At 73.0% G+C, this 17,774-nt stretch carries 16 protein-coding genes; 1 reads left to right on the top strand and 15 read right to left on the bottom strand.

Going from position 1 to position 17,774, the window contains the following annotated elements:
- A partial coding sequence (gene coaBC / locus Q0588_RS13340) for a bifunctional phosphopantothenoylcysteine decarboxylase/phosphopantothenate--cysteine ligase CoaBC (protein WP_298747017.1) occupies positions 1–977 on the bottom strand: 977 nt, incomplete at its 3' end.
- 117 nt (positions 978–1,094) lie between these two features.
- On the opposite strand from coaBC, the gene Q0588_RS13335 reads away from it, so the two are divergent.
- A complete protein-coding gene (locus tag Q0588_RS13335) occupies positions 1,095–1,604 on the top strand; it encodes an S-type pyocin family protein (RefSeq protein WP_298747014.1) in 510 nt (169 codons plus the stop codon).
- 16 nt (positions 1,605–1,620) lie between these two features.
- Here the strand turns inward: Q0588_RS13335 and Q0588_RS13330 are convergent, their stop codons facing one another.
- From Q0588_RS13330 to Q0588_RS13265, 14 genes are all read right to left on the bottom strand, one after another.
- A complete protein-coding gene (locus Q0588_RS13330) occupies positions 1,621–2,037 on the bottom strand; it encodes a helix-turn-helix domain-containing protein (RefSeq protein ID WP_298747012.1) in 417 nt (138 codons plus the stop codon).
- 160 nt (positions 2,038–2,197) lie between these two features.
- On the bottom strand, positions 2,198–3,805 hold the full coding sequence (gene lnt, locus Q0588_RS13325; protein WP_298747009.1) for an apolipoprotein N-acyltransferase: 1,608 nt from the start codon (positions 3,803–3,805) through the stop codon (positions 2,198–2,200).
- Complete coding sequence (ybeY, locus tag Q0588_RS13320) at positions 3,792–4,241, bottom strand: rRNA maturation RNase YbeY (protein WP_298747006.1); 450 nt, start codon at positions 4,239–4,241, stop codon at positions 3,792–3,794. Before ybeY ends, lnt begins: the two co-directional genes overlap by 14 nt.
- A 10-nt stretch (positions 4,242–4,251) precedes the next feature.
- Positions 4,252–5,247, bottom strand: coding sequence for a PhoH family protein (locus tag Q0588_RS13315; RefSeq protein ID WP_298747001.1), 996 nt, complete (start codon positions 5,245–5,247; stop codon positions 4,252–4,254).
- The gene (gene miaB, locus Q0588_RS13310; RefSeq protein ID WP_298746998.1) at positions 5,248–6,669 is read right to left on the bottom strand and encodes a tRNA (N6-isopentenyl adenosine(37)-C2)-methylthiotransferase MiaB; all 1,422 of its coding nucleotides are present in this window, start codon (positions 6,667–6,669) and stop codon (positions 5,248–5,250) included.
- 56 nt (positions 6,670–6,725) lie between these two features.
- Positions 6,726–7,193: a Fur family transcriptional regulator gene (locus Q0588_RS13305; RefSeq protein WP_298746996.1), complete on the bottom strand. Its 468-nt coding sequence runs from the start codon at positions 7,191–7,193 to the stop codon at positions 6,726–6,728.
- Between the two features lie 27 nt (positions 7,194–7,220).
- The gene (locus tag Q0588_RS13300) at positions 7,221–7,682 is read right to left on the bottom strand and encodes a GNAT family N-acetyltransferase (protein ID WP_298746993.1); all 462 of its coding nucleotides are present in this window, start codon (positions 7,680–7,682) and stop codon (positions 7,221–7,223) included.
- Complete coding sequence (gene tsaB, locus Q0588_RS13295) at positions 7,679–8,350, bottom strand: tRNA (adenosine(37)-N6)-threonylcarbamoyltransferase complex dimerization subunit type 1 TsaB (RefSeq protein ID WP_298746991.1); 672 nt, start codon at positions 8,348–8,350, stop codon at positions 7,679–7,681. Before tsaB ends, Q0588_RS13300 begins: the two co-directional genes overlap by 4 nt.
- Before the next feature lie 25 nt (positions 8,351–8,375).
- Entirely contained in the window at positions 8,376–8,765 is a 390-nt protein-coding gene (locus Q0588_RS13290) for a helix-turn-helix transcriptional regulator (RefSeq protein ID WP_298746988.1), read from the bottom strand.
- 70 nt (positions 8,766–8,835) lie between these two features.
- The gene (locus Q0588_RS13285) at positions 8,836–9,411 is read right to left on the bottom strand and encodes a helix-turn-helix transcriptional regulator (RefSeq protein ID WP_298746985.1); all 576 of its coding nucleotides are present in this window, start codon (positions 9,409–9,411) and stop codon (positions 8,836–8,838) included.
- Between the two features lie 298 nt (positions 9,412–9,709).
- Entirely contained in the window at positions 9,710–10,267 is a 558-nt protein-coding gene (locus tag Q0588_RS13280) for a NifU family protein (protein ID WP_298746982.1), read from the bottom strand.
- A gap of 148 nt (positions 10,268–10,415) precedes the next feature.
- Positions 10,416–10,880: a universal stress protein gene (locus Q0588_RS13275; RefSeq protein ID WP_298746979.1), complete on the bottom strand. Its 465-nt coding sequence runs from the start codon at positions 10,878–10,880 to the stop codon at positions 10,416–10,418.
- A gap of 328 nt (positions 10,881–11,208) precedes the next feature.
- Complete coding sequence (locus Q0588_RS13270) at positions 11,209–16,089, bottom strand: NAD-glutamate dehydrogenase (protein WP_298746976.1); 4,881 nt, start codon at positions 16,087–16,089, stop codon at positions 11,209–11,211.
- Between the two features lie 340 nt (positions 16,090–16,429).
- On the bottom strand, positions 16,430–17,554 hold the full coding sequence (locus tag Q0588_RS13265; RefSeq protein WP_298746969.1) for an AI-2E family transporter: 1,125 nt from the start codon (positions 17,552–17,554) through the stop codon (positions 16,430–16,432).
- Positions 17,555–17,774 lie beyond the last annotated feature (220 nt).

Genomic DNA, 17,774 nt, shown 5'->3' with positions numbered 1-17,774 from the left:
GAGACGCCCGCCAGAATGTCCGGGTTTTCGATCAGGCTCAGCGACGGCGGGCCGCCCGGGGCCTTCTTGATCTTGCCCGAGGCGACGCCGTCGACGCGCCAGTCGGCCACGGCGGCGCTCATCACGGCGATGTCGGCCGGCCCGTCCCCGGTCGCAAGCGCCGCCTCGACCGCCGCCTGCATCTCCCGCGCCGTCTCGACCTCGACCCGCTCCACCCCGGCCGGGGCCGCCAGCGCCACCGGCCCCGAGACCAGCGTCACCCGCGCCCCCAGCGCCGCCAGCGCCTCCGCGATCGCATAGCCCTGCTTGCCGCTGGAGCGGTTGGTCAGGCCGCGCACCGGGTCGATCGGCTCGAAGGTCGGCCCCGCCGTCACCACCGCCCGGCGCCCGGCCAGCGGCCGGCCGTCCGGTCCGGCCAGCAGGCCCTCGACGGCGCCCAGGATCGCCGCCGGCTCGGCCATCCGGCCCGGCCCGAACTCGCCGCAGGCCATCTCGCCCTCGTCGGGCCCGACCACGGCCGCGCCGTGAAGGCCGTCGAAGCCCCTGAGCCGCTCGACATTGGCCTGCACCGCCGGGTGCAGCCACATCCGCAGGTTCATGGCCGGGGCCAGCAGCACCTTCTTGTCGGTGGCCAGCAGGGTGGTCGAGGCCAGGTCGTCGGCCAGGCCGTGGGCGGCCTTGGCGATCAGCCCCGCCGTCGCCGGCGCGACGACGACCAGATCGGCCCAGCGCGACAGCTCGATATGGCCCATGGCGGTCTCGTCCTCGGGCATGAACAGCCCCTGGCGCACCGGACGGCCGGTCAGGGCGGCCAGCGACATCGGGGTGACGAACTCGGCCCCGGCCGATGTCAGGATCGTCCGGACCTCGGCGCCCGCCTTCCTCAGCAGCCGCACCAGCTCCAGCGCCTTGTAGGCGGCGACGCCGCCGCCGACGATCAGCAGGATCTTCCGTCCGGACAGCGCGGCTGAACTCATCGCCCTGATCTAGCGGCCCCGCCCGCCGCCGTCGAGGGAGTCGGATCGGACAGGAACATTGCAAGAACAGAATAACGGCGTTATGGAGTCCGCGCGGGGATTTCCATGGAGGGTGAGATGACGGTCAGGATGAACGGAGGGATGGCGGCGCTGGCGCTGCTCGGGCTGGCGGCCTGCGGCAACGGCGGCTCGGCGGTGGAGACGCGGGATCGCGCCGCCGCGGGGCCGGAGGCGGTGCTGACCGCGGTCGGCGGCCCGGCGGCGGCGGCCGAGCCCGGCCCGGAGAAGGCGAGGCCGGTGCTGACCGCCAACCGGCGCGAGACGGTCGACGCCAAGGTGGCGCGGCTGTTCGCGCGCAACGGCGCCGATTTCGACGCCGCCTCGGCCGCCGACTATCTGGCCAAGGTCGAGCGCTTCACCGCCCGCCCCCCGGCCGGGACCGAGCGGGTCGAACGGGCCAACGGCGACGTGCTGCTGTACCAGGCCTCGACCAACACCTTCGCCGTGGTCTCGCGCGACGGCGTGGCCAAGACCATGTTCAAGCCGCGCGACGGCGCCGCCTACTGGGCGGAGCAGAAGGCGGCGGCGCCCGATTTCGGACGGCGCCGTTCGCAAGCGGCGGAATAGACCGGCGCGGCGAGGCTCAGGCCTCGTCGGCCTCCTTGCGCTCGGCCATGTCGCGGATCAGCTCCAGCGCCAGCTTCTGCTGGCGGGTCGACAGCTGCGGCGCCAGCCGGCCGAGCTCGATGGTGTAGCGGGTGGCCGGATAGTCGTGTTCGAAGGCGCCGCCGGCCTCGGCCACGCCGTCGGCCTGGGCGCCGCCCAGCCCCTCGAAGAAATAGCCGATGTCGACCTTGAAGAAGCGCGCGATGTCCCAGAGCTTCGAGGCCGAAATCCGGTTGGCGCCCTTCTCGTATTTCTGGATCTGCTGGAAGGTCAGGCCCAGGGCCCGACCGAGGTCGCTCTGGTTATAGCCGAGCGCCAGCCGTTTTTCGCAGACGCGCCGGCCGACATGCCGATCCACGGGATGAGGTCCGTCCTCGCCCTTGCCTCTGGCCATCGTTGATTTTGCCCTCTGATGGTGCCGCCCGGCCTGAATGCGCCTGCTTGGGCCCGCTGTCACGGAAAAACGCCCGGATTTGCGTCCCGCCGCAGCCGCTGGTTGCGCCGCCGCCCCGGCCTCTCCGTCTGCGCGAAAGTCGTCCCGGAAGGGACGAAATTCAGTGTCCCGGGCGGACCCTGGACCGGGCCCGGACGAGGGCCGGGACCAGCGCCGGGGCGAGGGCGAGGAGCAGGCCGAGGCCGAACAGGGCGTCGCCGAGGCGGCCATAGACGGTCACCGCCGCGGGGGCCGGCAGGCGGGCGTCGATGACGCCGCTCTCGCCCGGCTCCAGCCTCTGGTCGCCGACCACCCGACCCCAGGGATCGATCATCGCCGAGACCCCGGTCGGGGTCGAGCGGACCACCGGCAGGCCGGTCTCGATGGCCCGGTAGCTGGCCAGGTTGAGGTGCTGCAGCGGGCCCGAGGTGCGCCCGAACCAGGCGTCGTTGGAGATGTTGACGATCCAGCGCGGCCGGTCCCCGGCCCCGGGGGTGAAGCCCGGATAGAGGCTTTCGTAGCAGATCAGCGGCTGGACCCCGGGCAGGCCCGGAACCGCGATCGGCGCGGGCCTGGGCCCGGCGCTGAAGTCCAGCGGCATGTGGGTCAGGCTGCGCACCCCGAGCGCGCCCAAGAGGTCGCCCGCGGGCAGGAATTCCCCGAACGGCACCAGCCGGTATTTGTCGTAGGCGGCGGTGAATCTGAGGCCGTCGCCGCCCTCGTCGGTCAGCGCCAGCAGGCTGTTGTAATAGCGGGCCCCGTCGGGCGCCGTGGGGTCGGCGACGGCGCGGCCGAGGCCGAGGATCAGGGTCTGGCCGGGCCGCACCGCCCGGGCGATGGCGGCCGCGTCGGGCGATCCGGGGGCGAACACCCGGTTGGCCGAGGCGGGCAGGGCCCCCTCCGGCCAGACGATCACGTCCGGAACCAGGGCCCCGGGCCGGGCGGTCAGGTTCACATAGCGGTCGACGATGCCGCGATAGGCCTCCGGCGTCCATTTCGACTCCTGGGCCACGTCGGCCTGGACGATGCGCACCACGGTGTCGGTCGGGACCGGGCGCGCCCCGCCCAGCCGCAGGGTTCCGCCGACCAGCAGGGCCGCCAGGGCCAGCGTCCCCAGCACGGCCGCGCCGATGCGGGCCTTGCGCGGACCGGGGCCCACCAGCGGGCCGAAGGCGGCGACCGCCGCCACCGTGACCAGCCCCAGACCATAGACGCCGACCACAGAGGCGAACTGGGACCCGGCCGACCCCGCCCTCCAGCTGGCCCCCGCCGGATTCCACGGGAAGCCGGTCAGCACATGGCCGCGCAGCCACTCCAGCAGGCAGAACAGGCCCGCGAAGACCAGCACCCGAACCACGCCCGACGGCGCAAACCGGCGGTACAGCGCCGTCGCCGCCGCCCAGAACAGGCCCAGGCCGCTCGGCAGCAGCGAGGCCGCGAACGGGGCCATCCACGCCTGGGCCGGATTGACCAGGAAGGCCTCGGCCACCCACCAGCAGCTGATGAAGAAATAGGCGAAGCCGGCCAGCCAGCCCATCCAGAAGCCGCCGCGCACGCTCGCCGACCGCTCGGCCAGCAGCATCAGCAGCGGATAGCCCAGCAGGCCGGGCAGCACCCCGAACGGCGGATGGGCCAGCGCCGCCCCGGCGCCGGCCAGCAGCGCCAGGGCGATGCGGCCGAAGCGCAGCATCAGGCGGTCGCGGCGCGAGGCGGGATCAGGCTTGGGCATCGGCCCTGTATGGGTCGGCGACGCCCAGCCTGGCAAGGATGGTCCGCTCCTCGGCCTCCATCTCCGCCGCCCCGGCCTCGGCCGCGTGGTCGCGGCCCAGCAGGTGCAGCACGCCGTGGACGGTCAGGTGGGCCAGGTGGTCGGCCAGGGTCTTGCCCTGGGCGGCGGCCTCGGCCGCGCAGACGCCATAGGCCAGCACCAGGTCGCCGAGGTGCGGCGCGGCGCTCTCCGCCGCCGGAAAGGACAGCACATTGGTCGGCCGGTCCCGGTCCCGGAACCGCGCGTTGAGGTCGCGCACCGTGGCGTCGCCGGTCAGCAGCACGACCACGTCGCCCTCGACCGCGCCGAGGGCCGCCGAAGCGGCCCGCCCGGCCACGGCCTCCGCCTCCGGCAGGGCGGCCGTCCACGCCTCATCCTCGATCTCGACCTCGATCATGCGCCGGCCCTCACGAGTCCGGGTCTTCCAGATCGGCGGCCGGGCGCCGGGCCGCCGCGTCGGCGTCATAGGCGCGGACGATGCGCTCGACCATGGCGTGGCGGACCACGTCCTGGGCCTCGAAGGTCTGGATCGCCACCCCCTTGACGTCCTTGAGGATGCGCAGCGCGTGGCGCAGGCCGGAGTCGCGCGGATTGAGCAGGTCGATCTGCGACGGGTCGCCGGTGACCACCATGCGCGCGCCCTCGCCCAGCCGGGTCAGGACCATCTTCATCTGCAGCCGCGAGGTGTTCTGGGCCTCGTCGACGATGATGAAGGCGTGGGCCAGGGTGCGGCCGCGCATGAAGGCGATCGGGGCCGCCTCGATCTCGCCCTTGTCGCGCCGCCGGCGCACGTCGTCCGGCCCGAGGATGTCGTTCAGCGCCTCCCAGATCGGGGCCAGATAGGGGTCGACCTTCTCGTTCAGGTCGCCGGGCAGGAAGCCCAGCTTCTCGCCGGCCTCGACGGCGGGGCGGGTGATGACCAGCCGGTCGACCTGGCCGCGGCGCAGCAGCGAGGCCCCGTAGGCGGCGGCCAGGAAGGTCTTGCCCGTGCCCGCCGGCCCGACCCCGAAGGTCAGTTCGCATTTCGACAGCATGTCGAGATAGTTGGCCTGGGCCGCCGTCTTGGGGGCGATCGCCCCGCGCCGCCCGACCGGCAGGGCGATGGCGTTGGGGGCCACCGTCCCCTGCCCTTCCCTCGGCCGGGTCGCCGCCGCCCCCAGGGCCGTGCGCACGTCCGCCTCGGTGATCACCGCCCCGGTGTCGGCCCGCTCCGCCAGGGTCTGGATGACCCGCCGGGCCTGGGCCCGGTCGCGGGTCGAGCCGTTGATGGTGACGCCGCCGCCGGGGGCCTCGACCAGCACCTTGTAGGCGTCCTCGATCAGGGCGATGTGGCGGCTGTGGGGACCCACGACGGCGCGCAGGGCGGCGTCGTCCAGCGCCAGGAATTCGCTCTCACGCGCCACCTATTGCGCCCCTGTCGCTCGACGCGCGGCGTCTCGCTGCTTCAGGGGCGTGGCGTCTTTGCTCATCAGTCGTCCTGTCAGGCTGTTCTGCTGGCCGCTCTCGATCTCCACCGGAACGATCCGGCCGATCAGATGATCCGCCGCCTCGACATGGACCGACTGCAGCCACGGCGAGCGTCCGATCGCCTGGGCGCCGTGGCGGCCCTTGCGCTCGAACAGCACCGGCAGGGTCCGCCCGGCCTGGGCGGCGTTGAAGGCGACCTGCTGTTCCGTCAGCAGGGCCTGAAGCGCGTGCAGCCGCGCGCGGCTGACCGCCTCGGGGACCTGGGCGGCCATGGTCGCGGCCGGGGTGCCGGGCCGCGGCGAATACATGAAGGAGAAGGCCGAGGCGTAGTTCACCCGCCGCACCAGGTCCATGGTCTGCTCGAAATCGGCCTCGGTCTCGCCCGGGAAGCCGACGATGAAGTCGCCCGACAGCGCCAGGTCCGGGCGGCTGGCGCGGATGCGCTCGACCAGGTCGAAATATTTCGCCCGCCCGTGCCTGCGGTTCATCAGCCGCAGGATGCGGTCCGAGCCCGACTGCACCGGCAGGTGCAGCCAGGGCATCAGCGCGTCCAGCTCGCCGTGGGCGGCGATCAGGTCGTCCGACATGTCGTTCGGATGGCTGGTGGTGTAGCGGATGCGGTCCAGCCCCGGGATGTCCGCCAGGGCATACGCCAGCCGCGCCAGGGTCGAGGGCTGTCCGTCCGGTCCCTCGCCGTCGTAGGCGTTGACGTTCTGGCCCAGCAGGGTGACCTCGCGCACGCCCCGCGCCGCCAGCCGGCGCGCCTCGGCCAGCACGTCGGCGACCGGCCGCGACCACTCGGCCCCGCGGGTGTAGGGCACCACGCAGAAGGTGCAGAATTTGTCGCAGCCCTCCTGCACGGTCAGGAAGGCGGTGACCCCGTCGCCGCCGCGCGCGACCGGCAGGGCGTCGAACTTGTCGTTGGGGGCGAAATCGGCCCCGATCCGCTCGCCCCGCGCCCGCGCCGTGCGGGTCAGCAGCTCCGGCAGCTGGTGATAGGCCTGCGGCCCGACCACCAGGTCGACGGCCGGCTGGCGGCGCATGATCTCCTCGCCCTCGGCCTGGGCCACGCAGCCGGCCACGGCGATGGTCATGGCCCCGGCCCGCGCCTCCTTCAGCAGCCGCAGCTTGCCGAGCTCGGAATAGACCTTCTCGGCCGCCTTCTCGCGGATGTGGCAGGTGTTGAGGATGACGAAGTCGGCGTCCTCGGCCGTGTCGGCCGGGGCGTAGCCCAGCGGGCGCAGCACATCGGCCATGCGCTCGGAGTCATAGACGTTCATCTGGCAGCCGTAGGTCTTGATGAACAGGCGTTTGGGCGCGGCCTGTCCGGCCCTGGGCGCGGCGGGGGTGTCGGTCATGGCAGGTCTTGTAGAGCGGCGGCGCGCGGCGCGCTACTTGTCGGCGGCGCGGGCGCTCAGGCCTCGTCGCGGTGGGCGTGGCGGCGGAAGATCAGGCCCTCGCGGTCCGACGGCGCGGCCCCGTCGATCGGCTTGCCGTAGAGCTCCAGCTTGTGGCCGATCAGTTCGAAGCCGAGCCGTTCGGCGATCTCGGTCTTGAGCCGCTCGATCTCGGCGTCGAAGAATTCGATGACCTCGCCCGAGCGGGTGTCGATCAGGTGGTCGTGGTGGTCGTCGCCGGCCTCCTCGTAGCGCGAGCGGCCGTCGCCGAAATCATGTTTCTCGACCACCCCCGCCTCCTCGAACAGCCGCACGGTGCGGTAGACGGTGGCGATCGAGATGTGCGGATCGATGGCCGAGGCGCGGCGGTACAGCTCCTCGACGTCGGGGTGGTCCTCGGCGTTGGACAGGACCCGGGCGATGACCCGTCGCTGTTCGGTCATGCGCATGCCGCGCTCGGCGCAGAGCTTCTCGATCCGGTCCATGGCCGGAAGATAGGACGCCGGGCCGGTCTAGGGAAGCGCCTCGGCGAGGTTGAGAACCAGTAGCAGGGCGTCGCGGCGCCCGCCGTCGGCCGCGGCGTAATAGCCGGGTCGCCGGCCGGCCTCGACGAAACCCGCGCCCGCATAGAGGGCCCGCGCCGCCGCATTGTCCTCGGCCACCTCGAGCAGGACCCGCGCCGCGCCCGAGGCCGCCGCCCCGGCCACGCCCTCGCCGACCAGCCGGGCCCCGAGGCCCGCGCGCCGGGCCCCGGGCCGCACGGCCAGGGTCAGGATCTCGGCCTCGTCGGCGACCGCCCGCATCAGCAGGAAGCCGTCCGCCGCCTCGGCCGCGAAGACGCCCGGCTGGCCCAGCAGGTCGGCGAAGGCGGCCGCGCTCCACGGCCGGTCGGGGGCGCCGGCGAAGGCCTCGGCGTGGATCAGGGCGAGCCGCGCCGCCCGCCGGGCCGGGGCGGGGCCCGCGCCGCCCGTCATGGCGCCGGCGGCCGGGGCTGGCCCGGCAAGCGGCTCGGCGGGGTGGCGTCGGGCGCGCGCAGATACAGCGGCCGGGGCGGGCTGGCCGCCGGATCGGCCGCCGCCGCCAGCCGGGCCAGCGCCTCGGGCGAGGGGCCCGCCAGATCGAACGCGGCCATCCCTTCGTCGGCGACCAGGGCCGCCCCCGAACCGATCAGCCGGACCTCCGGGCCCAGCCTCCGCGCCCGCGCCTTCGCCGCCTCGATCGACAGGGCCTCGGCCGGGCCCTGCGCCGCGCCGTCGCGCCAGAAGCGCGCATAGACCTGGCCCCGCCGCGCGTCGATCAGGGCCGCCGTCGCGCCCTCGCCGTCCACCGAGGCGGCCAGGGCGTCCAGCGTCGAAACCCCCGCCACCGGCCGCCCCAGCGCCGCGCCCAGGCCCTGGGCGAAGGCCAGGCCGACGCGCAGGCCGGTGAACGAGCCCGGGCCGACGGTGACCCCGATCCGGTCGATTCCGGCGAACCCCCCGGCCTCGGCCGCGGCGTCGCGGACCATGCCCGCCAGCCGCTCCTGATGACCCTTGGCCATGGCCGCCGAGCGCAGGCCCAGCGGCCGCGCCACGCCGTTCTCGACGGCGAACACCCCGGCGGTGCACAGGCCCAGCGCCGCATCGACGACCAGCACCCTCATGGCCGCGCCCGGTCCGGGGCCGCGGTCAGCCGTCCCGCGCCAGGGCCCGGACCACGCGGGCCAGGGCCTTGCGCACCTCGCGGTCCCCGATCAGCGGCCAGGCCGCCGCCACGGCGCGGCCGTCCGCCGTCGCGGTGATGTGGCGCAGCGCCTCCCAGCCGCTGTCGGAATCGCCGCGCGCGGTCTCCACCGGCGGAAAGAAGGCCTCGACCGAGGTGTGCAGCACCGTGGCCACGCGGTGCAGCCGCGAGGCCGAGATGCGGTTCTGTCCGGTCTCGTATTTCTGGACCTGCTGGAAGCTGACGCCGAGCTGCTGCGCCAGCGCCGTCTGCGACAGGCCGAGGGCCGAGCGGCGCAGGCTGATCCGCGCGCCCACGAAGATGTCGACCCGCTCCGGTCCGCCGATCCTGGCCATGCGCCCGCTCCCTGTGTCCGGAACGAAACTGTTTCATGAAACCCGGGGAGGCGCAACACATTTGTTTCATCTACAGGTCCAGCCGGGCGATCACCGCCGACACCTGCCGGGTCGCCGTCCGCGGGATCCGTTCCTCGCCGCCGCCCGCCCCGCGCACCACCAGGGCCTCGGGGTCGGCGTGCTCATAGAGGCGGACGCGCAGTTCGCCGTCGGCCATGGCGATCACGCAGCCCTGGCCGCGGCGCGGCCAGCGCCCGGGTTCATACTCCAGCACCACCCCCGACGCCGCCCAGGGCGCCAGGTCGTCGTTGGACAGCTGGAGGCGTTGTGTCCCGGTCGCGGGACCCGCGAAGGCCCGGCCGGCGCTCTCCAGGCCGGCGGCGGGGGGATCGGCGGCGGGCGCGGCCGGCCCGCCCAGTTTCAGCGCCAGCGCCTCGGGCGAGGCCCCGAGGGCGGCGGTCAGCCGCCGCTGCACGTCGGGCCGGAACAGGCCGGGCCGCTTGCCGGCCTCATAGAGGCCCCAGCCCTGGCTGGTCATGCCGATCCGCTCGCCGGCCTCGGCCTGGCTGAGGTCCGCCTCGCGCCGCAGGGCGGCGAGCGCCTCGCCGAGACGCCGGGCGTCGCTGTCGCTTTCGAACCGGGGCATGGGCCGATGATGACGGAGTCCGCCCGCCGAAGCGAGGACGGATTTGTTTCAGCCGGCGGAGCCGCCGCGCCAGACGAGGTTCATCACGAAGGGCACGAAGGGTTCACGAAGGACACGACGGGACCGGTTGGTCCGCTTCTCCCGTCAGGGAGAAGCAGTATCCATAAAGGCGCCGGGACCCGCCAACAGGCGTGACGGGCCGGCTCTCGCCGTGTCCTTCGTGCCCTTCTTTGTGGTCTTTGTGATGAACCAGCCCTGCCAGCCCCGCGAGGGGACGGTCGCCCTTCGGGCGGGAGCCTCAGATCACCTGTTCGACCCGGGTCACTTCCGGCACATAGTGTTTCATCATCTGCTCGACCCCCGCCTTCAGGGTCGCCGAGGACGACGGGCAGCCGGCGCAGGCCCCGCGCATGCGCAGGCTCAGCACCCCGGTGTCGGGATCGAAGCTGTCGAACAGGATGTCGCCGCCGTCCTGGGCCACGGCCGGGCGGACGCGGCTGTCGAGCAGCTGCTTGATCTCGGCCACCACCTCGCTGTCCTCGCCGTCCGGGGCGGCGCCGTCGAAGCTCCCGTCGCGCATCAGCGGCGCGCCGGAGACGAAATGGTCCATGATCGCCGCCAGGATCGGGGCCTTCATCTGCGCCCAGTCGAGGCCGGCCGGATCGCGCGTCACCGAGATGTAGTCGGCCCCGTAGAACACCCCGGTCACGCCCTCGAGCCGGAACAGCCCCTCGGCCAGCGGCGAGGCCGCCGCCTCGTCGGCGCCGCGGAATTCGCGCGGCTCGGCCGAGACCTCGCGCCCCGGCAGGAATTTGAGCACGTTCGGATTGGGCGTCGGTTCGGTCTGGATGAACATGGCCGCTAAGTGCGCCCGCCGGCCGCCGCGTTCAAGGTCCAGGGCGCCGCACCCGTCCTCCCCCGCCGGGGGGACCGCCGAAGGTGGTGGAGGGGGCCGCGCTCAAGCAGCGAGGCGCCGCGCGCCGAGCGATAGCGCCCTCCTGGCGTCACGCCAGGTCCTCGATCTCCTTCTCGGTCAGCTCCCCCGGCACAATGGTCACCGGCAGCTTGCGTCCGGTGAAGGCCGCGCCCTGCTTGACCACCGCCGCCACCAGCGGCCCGGGCGCGCTCGAGCCGGCCGCCAGCACGAGGATCTTGATGTCCGGGTCCTCGCCGACGACCTTGCGGATGCAGCCCTGGGGCTCGCCCCGCTCGATCAGCAGCACCGGGGTGGCGCCGGACCGTTCGGCCGCCTCGGCGGCCCAGGTGTTCAGCGTGGCCTCGGCCTCGGCCCGGGTCTGGCGTTCGATCTCCTCGCGCACCCCCGACCAGTGCGCGTCCGAAGCGGCCGGCGGGATGATGCGCAGCATCACCACATGGCCGCCGGTCGACCGCGCCCGCCGCGCCGCATAGCGCAGCGCCGCCTCGAACTCCGGACTGTCGTCCACGACGACGAGGAATTTACGCGCCATCGGCGACCCTCTCCCACATTCCGGCACGCTAGAGCGAAATCGGTTTGGACGCGATCGCGTCCAAACCCGGATCTTCGCTCCAGCATTATACTGGAGCCTGATTCACGATACTGGAGCCTGATTCACGGCATCGCCGGAATCGCGAAGCGATTCCTCCTCAACCGATCAGGCTCTAGCAGATCGAACCCGCCCGCGCGAAGCGCCAGGACGCCCCCGGGTCCGACTTTCAGTCGGCCCGAGGACAGGCTCCGGGTCGGGACCCGAAGGGCGGCGCGTAGCAGTCAGGTCCCGGAGGGCCGACGACCGCGGCCCACCAAGGACGGCGTCCTCAGCCTGCCGAGGACGCGATCTCGCGGATGACGCTGTTGGCGATGGTCAGCTTGGCGAAGGTCCAGCCCGAGCCCGAGGCCTCGATCTCGTCGACCGAGGCGCGGACGCCCTCGACGGTCGCCAGCCGCGGGCCGATCCAGCGATCGACGGCCTGCTCCGCCGGCCGTTCGGCGGCCCCGACCGAGGCGTCGGCCGAGCGGGCCACGGCCCGGGTCAGCACCACCTGCTCGTTCATCAGGTCCTCGATCAGCCGCCGCACGGCCAGGCGGTCGAAATGGTCGGCCGAGGGCACCGCCCCCGCCGCCGCCCGCAGCCGGTCGAAGTCGAAGGCGGCCCCGACCTGGTGGTACAGGGTGGCCATGGCCGGCTCGGGCCAGCCCGCCTCGCGGGCCAGGTCGCCGATGTCGGCCGTGGCCACCAGCGGCCGCAGCATGGCGAAGTCGCGGGCCATGGCGTCCGGCGCCCCATGGCCGGTGAAGGCGGCGATACGCGCCTCCAGCCGGTCCTGCTCGAACCGGGACAGCACCTTCCCCCCGGCCGCGCGCAGGGCGTCGGCGGCCGGGCGGTAGGCGGCGATCAGGCCGTCGACCGTGGCCCCCTCGCGGGTCGCCCGGCGGGCCAGCCAGAAGGTCTGGCGGCGCAGCACGGTGGCGATCTCGCCGTAGAGGGCGATCTGGGCCCCGGCCGGGATTTCGAGGTCGAGGGCCGAGACCTGGTCCCACGCCTCGTCCAGCCGGAACACCTGCCGGGCCGCCTCGAAGGCGATGACCAGGGCCGTGGTGTCGCACTGGGCCGACAGCCGCAGCCGTTCGGGGAAGGTCGGGCCGCACATGTTGACGATGTCGTTCGACAGCACCGTCGCGATGATCTCGCGCTTCAGCCGGTGCCGCTCCATCTCGGCCTCGAACCTGGCCAGCGGCTCGGGGAAGTAGCGCACCAGCGTCCTGTGGAAGAAGGGGTCGTCCGGGGCCCGGGAGCCGACCACGTCGTCGAACAGCTCGATCTTCGAATAGGCGGTCAGCACGGCCAGCTCCGGCCGGGTCAGGGCCTGGCCGGCCGCCTTCATCTCGGCCAGCCGGAGGTCGTCGGGCAGGCCCTCGACCTTGCGGTCCAGCTTCCCCCGGCCGCCGAGCCACTGCATGAAGCGCTGCTGGGCGTCGAGCGCCCCGGCCCCCTCCGCCTGCTGCAGGCTCAGGGCCAGGGTCTGGTCGTAGTTGTGGACCAGCACCTTGAGCCCGACCTCGTCGGTCATCGAGGCCAGCAGGGCGTTGCGGTCCTCGGCCCGCAGCGCCCCCGAGGCGATCGCCGCCCCGGTCAGGATCTTGATGTTGACCTCGTGGTCGGAGGAATCGACCCCGGCCGAATTGTCGATGGCGTCGGTGTTGATGCGGCCGCCCCCAGGTTCGCCCGCACGGCGGGCGAAGGCGATGCGGCCGGCCTGGGTCAGGCCCAGGTTGGCGCCCTCGCCGATGACCCGGGCGCGCAGCTCGCCGCCGTCGACCCGGATGGCGTCATTGGCCTTGTCGCCGACCTGGCTGTCGGTCTCGTGCGGCGCCTTCACATAGGTGCCGATGCCGCCGAAATAGAGCAGCTCCGCCGGGGCCTTGAGGATGGCCTTCATCAGTTCGGCCGGGTCGAGCGACTCCTCGGCGATGTCCAGCGCCGCCCTGATCTCGGGCGACAGCTCGATCGACTTGGCCGAGCGCGGGAACACCCCGCCGCCCGTGGAGATCCTGGCCGGGTCGTAGTCCTGCCAGGACGAGCGCGGCAGGTCGAACAGCCGCTTGCGTTCCTCCCAGGACGTCGTCGGGTCCGGGTCCGGGTCGATGAAGATGTCGCGGTGGTCGAAGGCGGCGACCAGCCGGATCGCCTTCGACAGCAGCATGCCGTTGCCGAACACGTCGCCGGACATGTCGCCGATCCCGACCACGGTGAACGGCTCGCTCTGGATGTCCTTGCCGATCTCGCGGAAGTGGCGCTTGACCGCCTCCCAGGTCCCGCGGGCGGTGATGCCCATGACCTTGTGGTCGTAGCCGACCGAGCCCCCCGAGGCGAAGGCGTCGCCGAGCCAGAAGCCGTAGTCGGCCGAAACGCCGTTGGCGATGTCCGAGAAGGTCGCCGTGCCCTTGTCGGCGGCGACCACCAGATAGGGGTCGTCGCCCTCCCACAGCACCACCCCGGCCGGATGGACCACGGCCCCGTCGGCGGCGATGTTGTCGGTGATGTCGAGCAGGCCGGACAGGAAGGTCCTGTAGGCGCGGATGGCCTCGGCCTGCTGGGCGTCGCGGTCGCCGCCGGCGCGGACGATGGCCGGCAGGTGCTTCGGATAGAAGCCGCCCTTGGAGCCGACCGGCACGATGACGGCGTTCTTGACCTGCTGGGCCTTGACCAGGCCGAGCACCTCGGTGCGGAAGTCGTCGCGGCGGTCCGACCAGCGCAGCCCGCCGCGCGCCACCGGCCCGAAGCGCAGATGCACGCCCTCGACGTGCGGGGCCCAGACGAAGATCTCGCGGAACGGCCTGGGCAGGGGCAGGTCGTCCAGCTCGCGCGACGCGATCTTGATCGAGATGTGCGGCTTCGGCCCGCCGTCGGGGCCGGGCTGGAAATAGTTGGTCCGCTTGACCGCCTGCACCAGCAGGGCCAGCCGGCGCAGGGCGCGGTCGTGGTCGAGGCTCTTCACCTCGCGCAGCAGGCCGGTCAGCTTGTCGAACTGCTCCCGCGCCGCCGTTTCGCGGGCGGCCGCGTCGCCGCCGGCGACCGGGTCGAACCGGGCGTGGAACAGCGACAGCAACCCCCGCGCCACGGCCGGATAGTCGCGCAGCGCCTCCTCCTGCACCGCCTGGCTCGGGTCCAGTCCGGTCTGCTGGCGGAAGCGGGCCAGGGTGCGGACCAGGGCCGCCTCACGCCAGCCGACCCCCAGTTCGATGACCAGCCGGTTGAAGCCGTCGCTCTCGGTGCGGCCGGTCCAGACCGCCGCGAACGCCTGTTCGAACGGCTCGCGCACGTCGTCGAAATGCAGGTCGCCGCCGCGCGGATCCTCGAGCAGGAATTCGTGGACGTGGATCTCGGGCCCGCCCAGCGGGGTCAGGGCGTGACCCCATTCCTCCAGCGTCTTCAGCCCCATGTCGGCGAGGATCGGCAGCACGTCCGACAGCGGCACGGCCGCGCCGCGCCGGTACAGCTTGAAGCGGAAATTCAGCGGCCCGTCGCTGTCGGCGCGGAAGGCGCGCACGGCCACCGGGTCGCCGCCGTCGTTGAGGCCGGTGGCGTTCAGGCGGTCGGCGGCCTGCAGGTCGCGCACCGCCTCCTCGGCCCCGTAGCGGTCGCGGTAGCCGGCCCCGAAGGCCCAGGCCCAGCGGGCGCTGAGCGGGCCGACCTGGACGTCCTCGACCTCGGCGGCGCGCAGGGCGCTCTCGAAGCGCTCGACCCAGCCGCGCCCGGCCTCGGCGATCTCGGCGTCCAGCTCGGCCAGGTCGGGGCAGGGATGGTCGCCGGGGGTGACGCCGATGATGTAGTGGATGCGCACCAGCGGCTGGTCCGACAGCTGCGGATACCAGGCCGACAGCCGCCCGCCCCAGGCCCGCGCCAGGATGCGGCCGATGCGCTCCCTGACCGCCGGGTTGAAGCGTTCGCGCGGGATGAAGGTCAGCACCGAGACGAAGCGGTCGAACGGGTCCTTGCGGGTGAAGCTCTTGATGCGCGGCCGGTCGTGCAGGTGCAGGATGCCGAGGGCGATCTCCAGCAGCTCGTCCTCGCCGATCTGGAACAGCTCGTCGCGCGGGTAGTTCTCGAGGATATTCTTCAGCCGCTTGTGGCTGTGCGAGCCGGCCGTCTTGTCGGCCCGGGCCAGGGCGTTGGCCACCTTGCGGCGCAGCAGCGGCACTTCGTTGGCGGTCTTGTCATAGGCCTCGGCGGTGAACAGGCCGACGAAGCGGGTCTCGCCCGACGGCTTGCCGTCCGGCCCGAAGCGCTTGACCCCGATATAGTCCATATAGGCCCGGCGGTGGACCCGCGAGCGGGCGTTGGCCTTGGCCACGGTGACCGGCTCGGACAGGTTCAGCTGGCGCTTCATCGACCGGGTCAGCACCGCCGGCTCGTTGGCGCGGCGCAGCACGGTGCGGTCCGGGTCGGCCAGCACCCCCAGCCCCGCCCCCGACTGCGACAGCGGGGCCTCGGCCTCGTAGCCGCCGTCCGTCGTCCGCGGATAGTCGTAGTCGCGCGCCCCGAGGAAGACGAAATGGTCCGCCTCCAGCCAGCGCAGGAAGGCCAGGTTCTCGGCCAGCACGTCCGGGTCGACGCCGGGGGGGGCCGATTCCAGATGGGCGATCGAGCGCGCCATCAGGGCGTTCATGGCGGCGTGGTCCGCCACCGCCGCGCGCACGTCGGCCATGGTCGCGGCCAGGCTCTCGCCGAGGGCGTCGCGCCGCTCCTGCGGGGCCGGGTCGATGACCACGACGATCAGAGAGGTGCGCACCCCGTCCAGCTCCACGATCGGATGGAACATCGAGCGCACCGTGACCCCGGCCTCGGCCAGTTCGCCCATGACGCTGTCGACCAGGAAGGGCCGGTCGTCCTGGATGATGGCGATGGCGTCGTAGCCGGCCGCGCGGCCGTCGGCGCCGCTCACCGGCCCGAGGGTGATCAGGGCCGCCTCGCCCGGCTTGCGCCCCGTCGCCGACCTCCACACCGAGGCCAGCAGATGGGCCAGGTCGGCGCCCCCGAGATTGGGGGTCTCGTCGGCCACATAGTCCTCGTGGGCCTGGGCCAGATAGGCGCGCGCCGCCGCGTCCGGGGCCCGGCCCCGCGCCGCTGTGAAGCTCGCCTCCAGCGCCTCCAGGGTGATCGCCTGAGGGAGCGGGGGGGCGGACGCGGCGGGCATGGAGGCTCTCTTGCGGAACGCGACCGCTGAACCGGGCCGCCGGGAACGTCGTCAGACTAGGCCGCTTCGCCGCTTCGGCAAGCCGTCCGCCCGACCCGGCCCCCCTAGGGCAGGCGGGCGGCGGCGGGAAGCCCCAAACCGCACCCGCCGGCCGGCTGCGGGAGGGGGGCGCCGCGCATATGACAAGGCCGCCGGACTTGCATCCGGCGGCCTGTTCGGACCGGCGCCCAGGAGGGGAGGGGTGGCGCCGACCTCGGCGCCGCGGCTGGAGGGGAGGGGGGCCGCGGCGACAGGGCTGAGATAGGCGGCGGTTGTGGCCAATCAAGGGCGGGGGGACGGCTCAGTCCGGCTCCGCCTGCGGCGGGTTGACGCGGCCCCGCCTCGGCGGCGTGGCGGCCTCATCGGCGGCATAGGGCTCGCCGTCGCCGGACAGCAGGATGGCCATCCAGCGCGAGCCCCGGAATTCCGCCAGTATGGCCATGGCCATCACCGCCAGCGGGGTCGACAGGAACATGCCGACAACCCCCCAGATCTTGCCCCAGAAGGCCAGCGACAGCAGCACCACGACCGGGTCGATGTTCTGGTTGTCGCCCTGCATGCGCGGCTGGATGATGTTGCCGCTGACGAACAGGATGGCCTGCAGCCCGGCCAGCAGCACCACCGCCTGCCAGTAGGTCTCGAACTGCACCAGGGCGAACAGCGGCGGGACCAGTCCGGCGACCGCGCCGCCCAGCACCGGGATGAAGCCGACGATGAAGATGACGAAGGTCCAGAATTCGGCGTTCTGCAGGCCGACGGCGCGCATCAGCCCCCAGGCGCAGGCGCAGATCAGGACGCCGGTCACGGTCTGCACCCACAGATAGCCCTCGACGCCGCCGCGGACCCGGTGGAACACCTCCAGCGCCTCGCCGCGGGCGGTGCGGTCGGGGAACATGGTCACCAGCTTGCGCCGGAACCCGGCCTGGGAGGCCAGCAGGAAGGCGAGGTAGATCAGCACGAAGACGGCCCCGGTGACGACGCCCTGGGCCTGCCGCGCGAACACGGCCAGATAGCTGCGGATGTCCAGCTGGGCGACCAGCTCCGAGGCCGTCGGCGCCGTGTCCGCCCCGAACAGCCGCCAGACGTCGTACAGGATCTGGTCCAGCCGCGGGCCGATCCGCGTGGTCACGCCCGAGGCCTCGTCGAAGAAATTCAACGCGCCGTTGGCGATGACGCCGATCGACAGGAAGAAGCCGAGGATGACCACGATCAGCGCCGCCGCCCCAGCCAGGCGGGAGGGCACCGGGGTGCGATCCTCGATGAACCGCTTCACCCCGTCGATCATGATCAGCAGGAAGATGGCCATGGCCAGCGGCGTCAGGATGTCCCGGAGCCAGTAGACCGCCGCGCCCGAGGCCACCACCGCGATGGCCACCACGGCGTTGCGCCCCACGGTCGAGGTCGGCAGGCGGATCGGCGGTTTCATCGGCATATGGTCAAGGTCCCGGGGCGCGACGTCAACGGGCCGTCCATCGGCCTCGAACCGCCACGCCGGCCCACGGAGCATGAGCGCCGGGCCTGTGCGGGAGTTCCCGCCCCCCGCCCGGCGGTCGGACCTATACTTCTGCCCATCCCGTCGCGGGGGAGGGCGTCTGGCGCCAGGGCCATCGCGTGCGGCGGGGGTGATCGTTGCGGGACGCCGGGCG

This window comes from uncultured Brevundimonas sp. (genome assembly GCF_937870815.1).
Lineage (GTDB): Bacteria > Pseudomonadota > Alphaproteobacteria > Caulobacterales > Caulobacteraceae > Brevundimonas.
This window is presented reverse-complemented; position numbering and strand designations above follow the sequence as displayed.

Coding starts and splice junctions, on each gene's coding strand:
- Q0588_RS13265 (WP_298746969.1), bottom strand. CDS start 17,554: ATGAAACCGCCGATCCGCCTGCCGACCTCGACCGTGGGGCGCAACGCC.
- Q0588_RS13285 (WP_298746985.1), bottom strand. CDS start 9,411: ATGCCCCGGTTCGAAAGCGACAGCGACGCCCGGCGTCTCGGCGAGGCG.
- lnt (WP_298747009.1), bottom strand. CDS start 3,805: ATGCCCAAGCCTGATCCCGCCTCGCGCCGCGACCGCCTGATGCTGCGC.
- tsaB (WP_298746991.1), bottom strand. CDS start 8,350: ATGAGGGTGCTGGTCGTCGATGCGGCGCTGGGCCTGTGCACCGCCGGG.
- miaB (WP_298746998.1), bottom strand. CDS start 6,669: ATGACCGACACCCCCGCCGCGCCCAGGGCCGGACAGGCCGCGCCCAAA.
- Q0588_RS13300 (WP_298746993.1), bottom strand. CDS start 7,682: ATGACGGGCGGCGCGGGCCCCGCCCCGGCCCGGCGGGCGGCGCGGCTC.
- Q0588_RS13270 (WP_298746976.1), bottom strand. CDS start 16,089: ATGCCCGCCGCGTCCGCCCCCCCGCTCCCTCAGGCGATCACCCTGGAG.
- Q0588_RS13305 (WP_298746996.1), bottom strand. CDS start 7,193: ATGGACCGGATCGAGAAGCTCTGCGCCGAGCGCGGCATGCGCATGACC.
- Q0588_RS13290 (WP_298746988.1), bottom strand. CDS start 8,765: ATGGCCAGGATCGGCGGACCGGAGCGGGTCGACATCTTCGTGGGCGCG.
- Q0588_RS13280 (WP_298746982.1), bottom strand. CDS start 10,267: ATGTTCATCCAGACCGAACCGACGCCCAATCCGAACGTGCTCAAATTC.
- Q0588_RS13335 (WP_298747014.1), top strand. CDS start 1,095: ATGACGGTCAGGATGAACGGAGGGATGGCGGCGCTGGCGCTGCTCGGG.
- Q0588_RS13275 (WP_298746979.1), bottom strand. CDS start 10,880: ATGGCGCGTAAATTCCTCGTCGTCGTGGACGACAGTCCGGAGTTCGAG.
- Q0588_RS13330 (WP_298747012.1), bottom strand. CDS start 2,037: ATGGCCAGAGGCAAGGGCGAGGACGGACCTCATCCCGTGGATCGGCAT.
- ybeY (WP_298747006.1), bottom strand. CDS start 4,241: ATGATCGAGGTCGAGATCGAGGATGAGGCGTGGACGGCCGCCCTGCCG.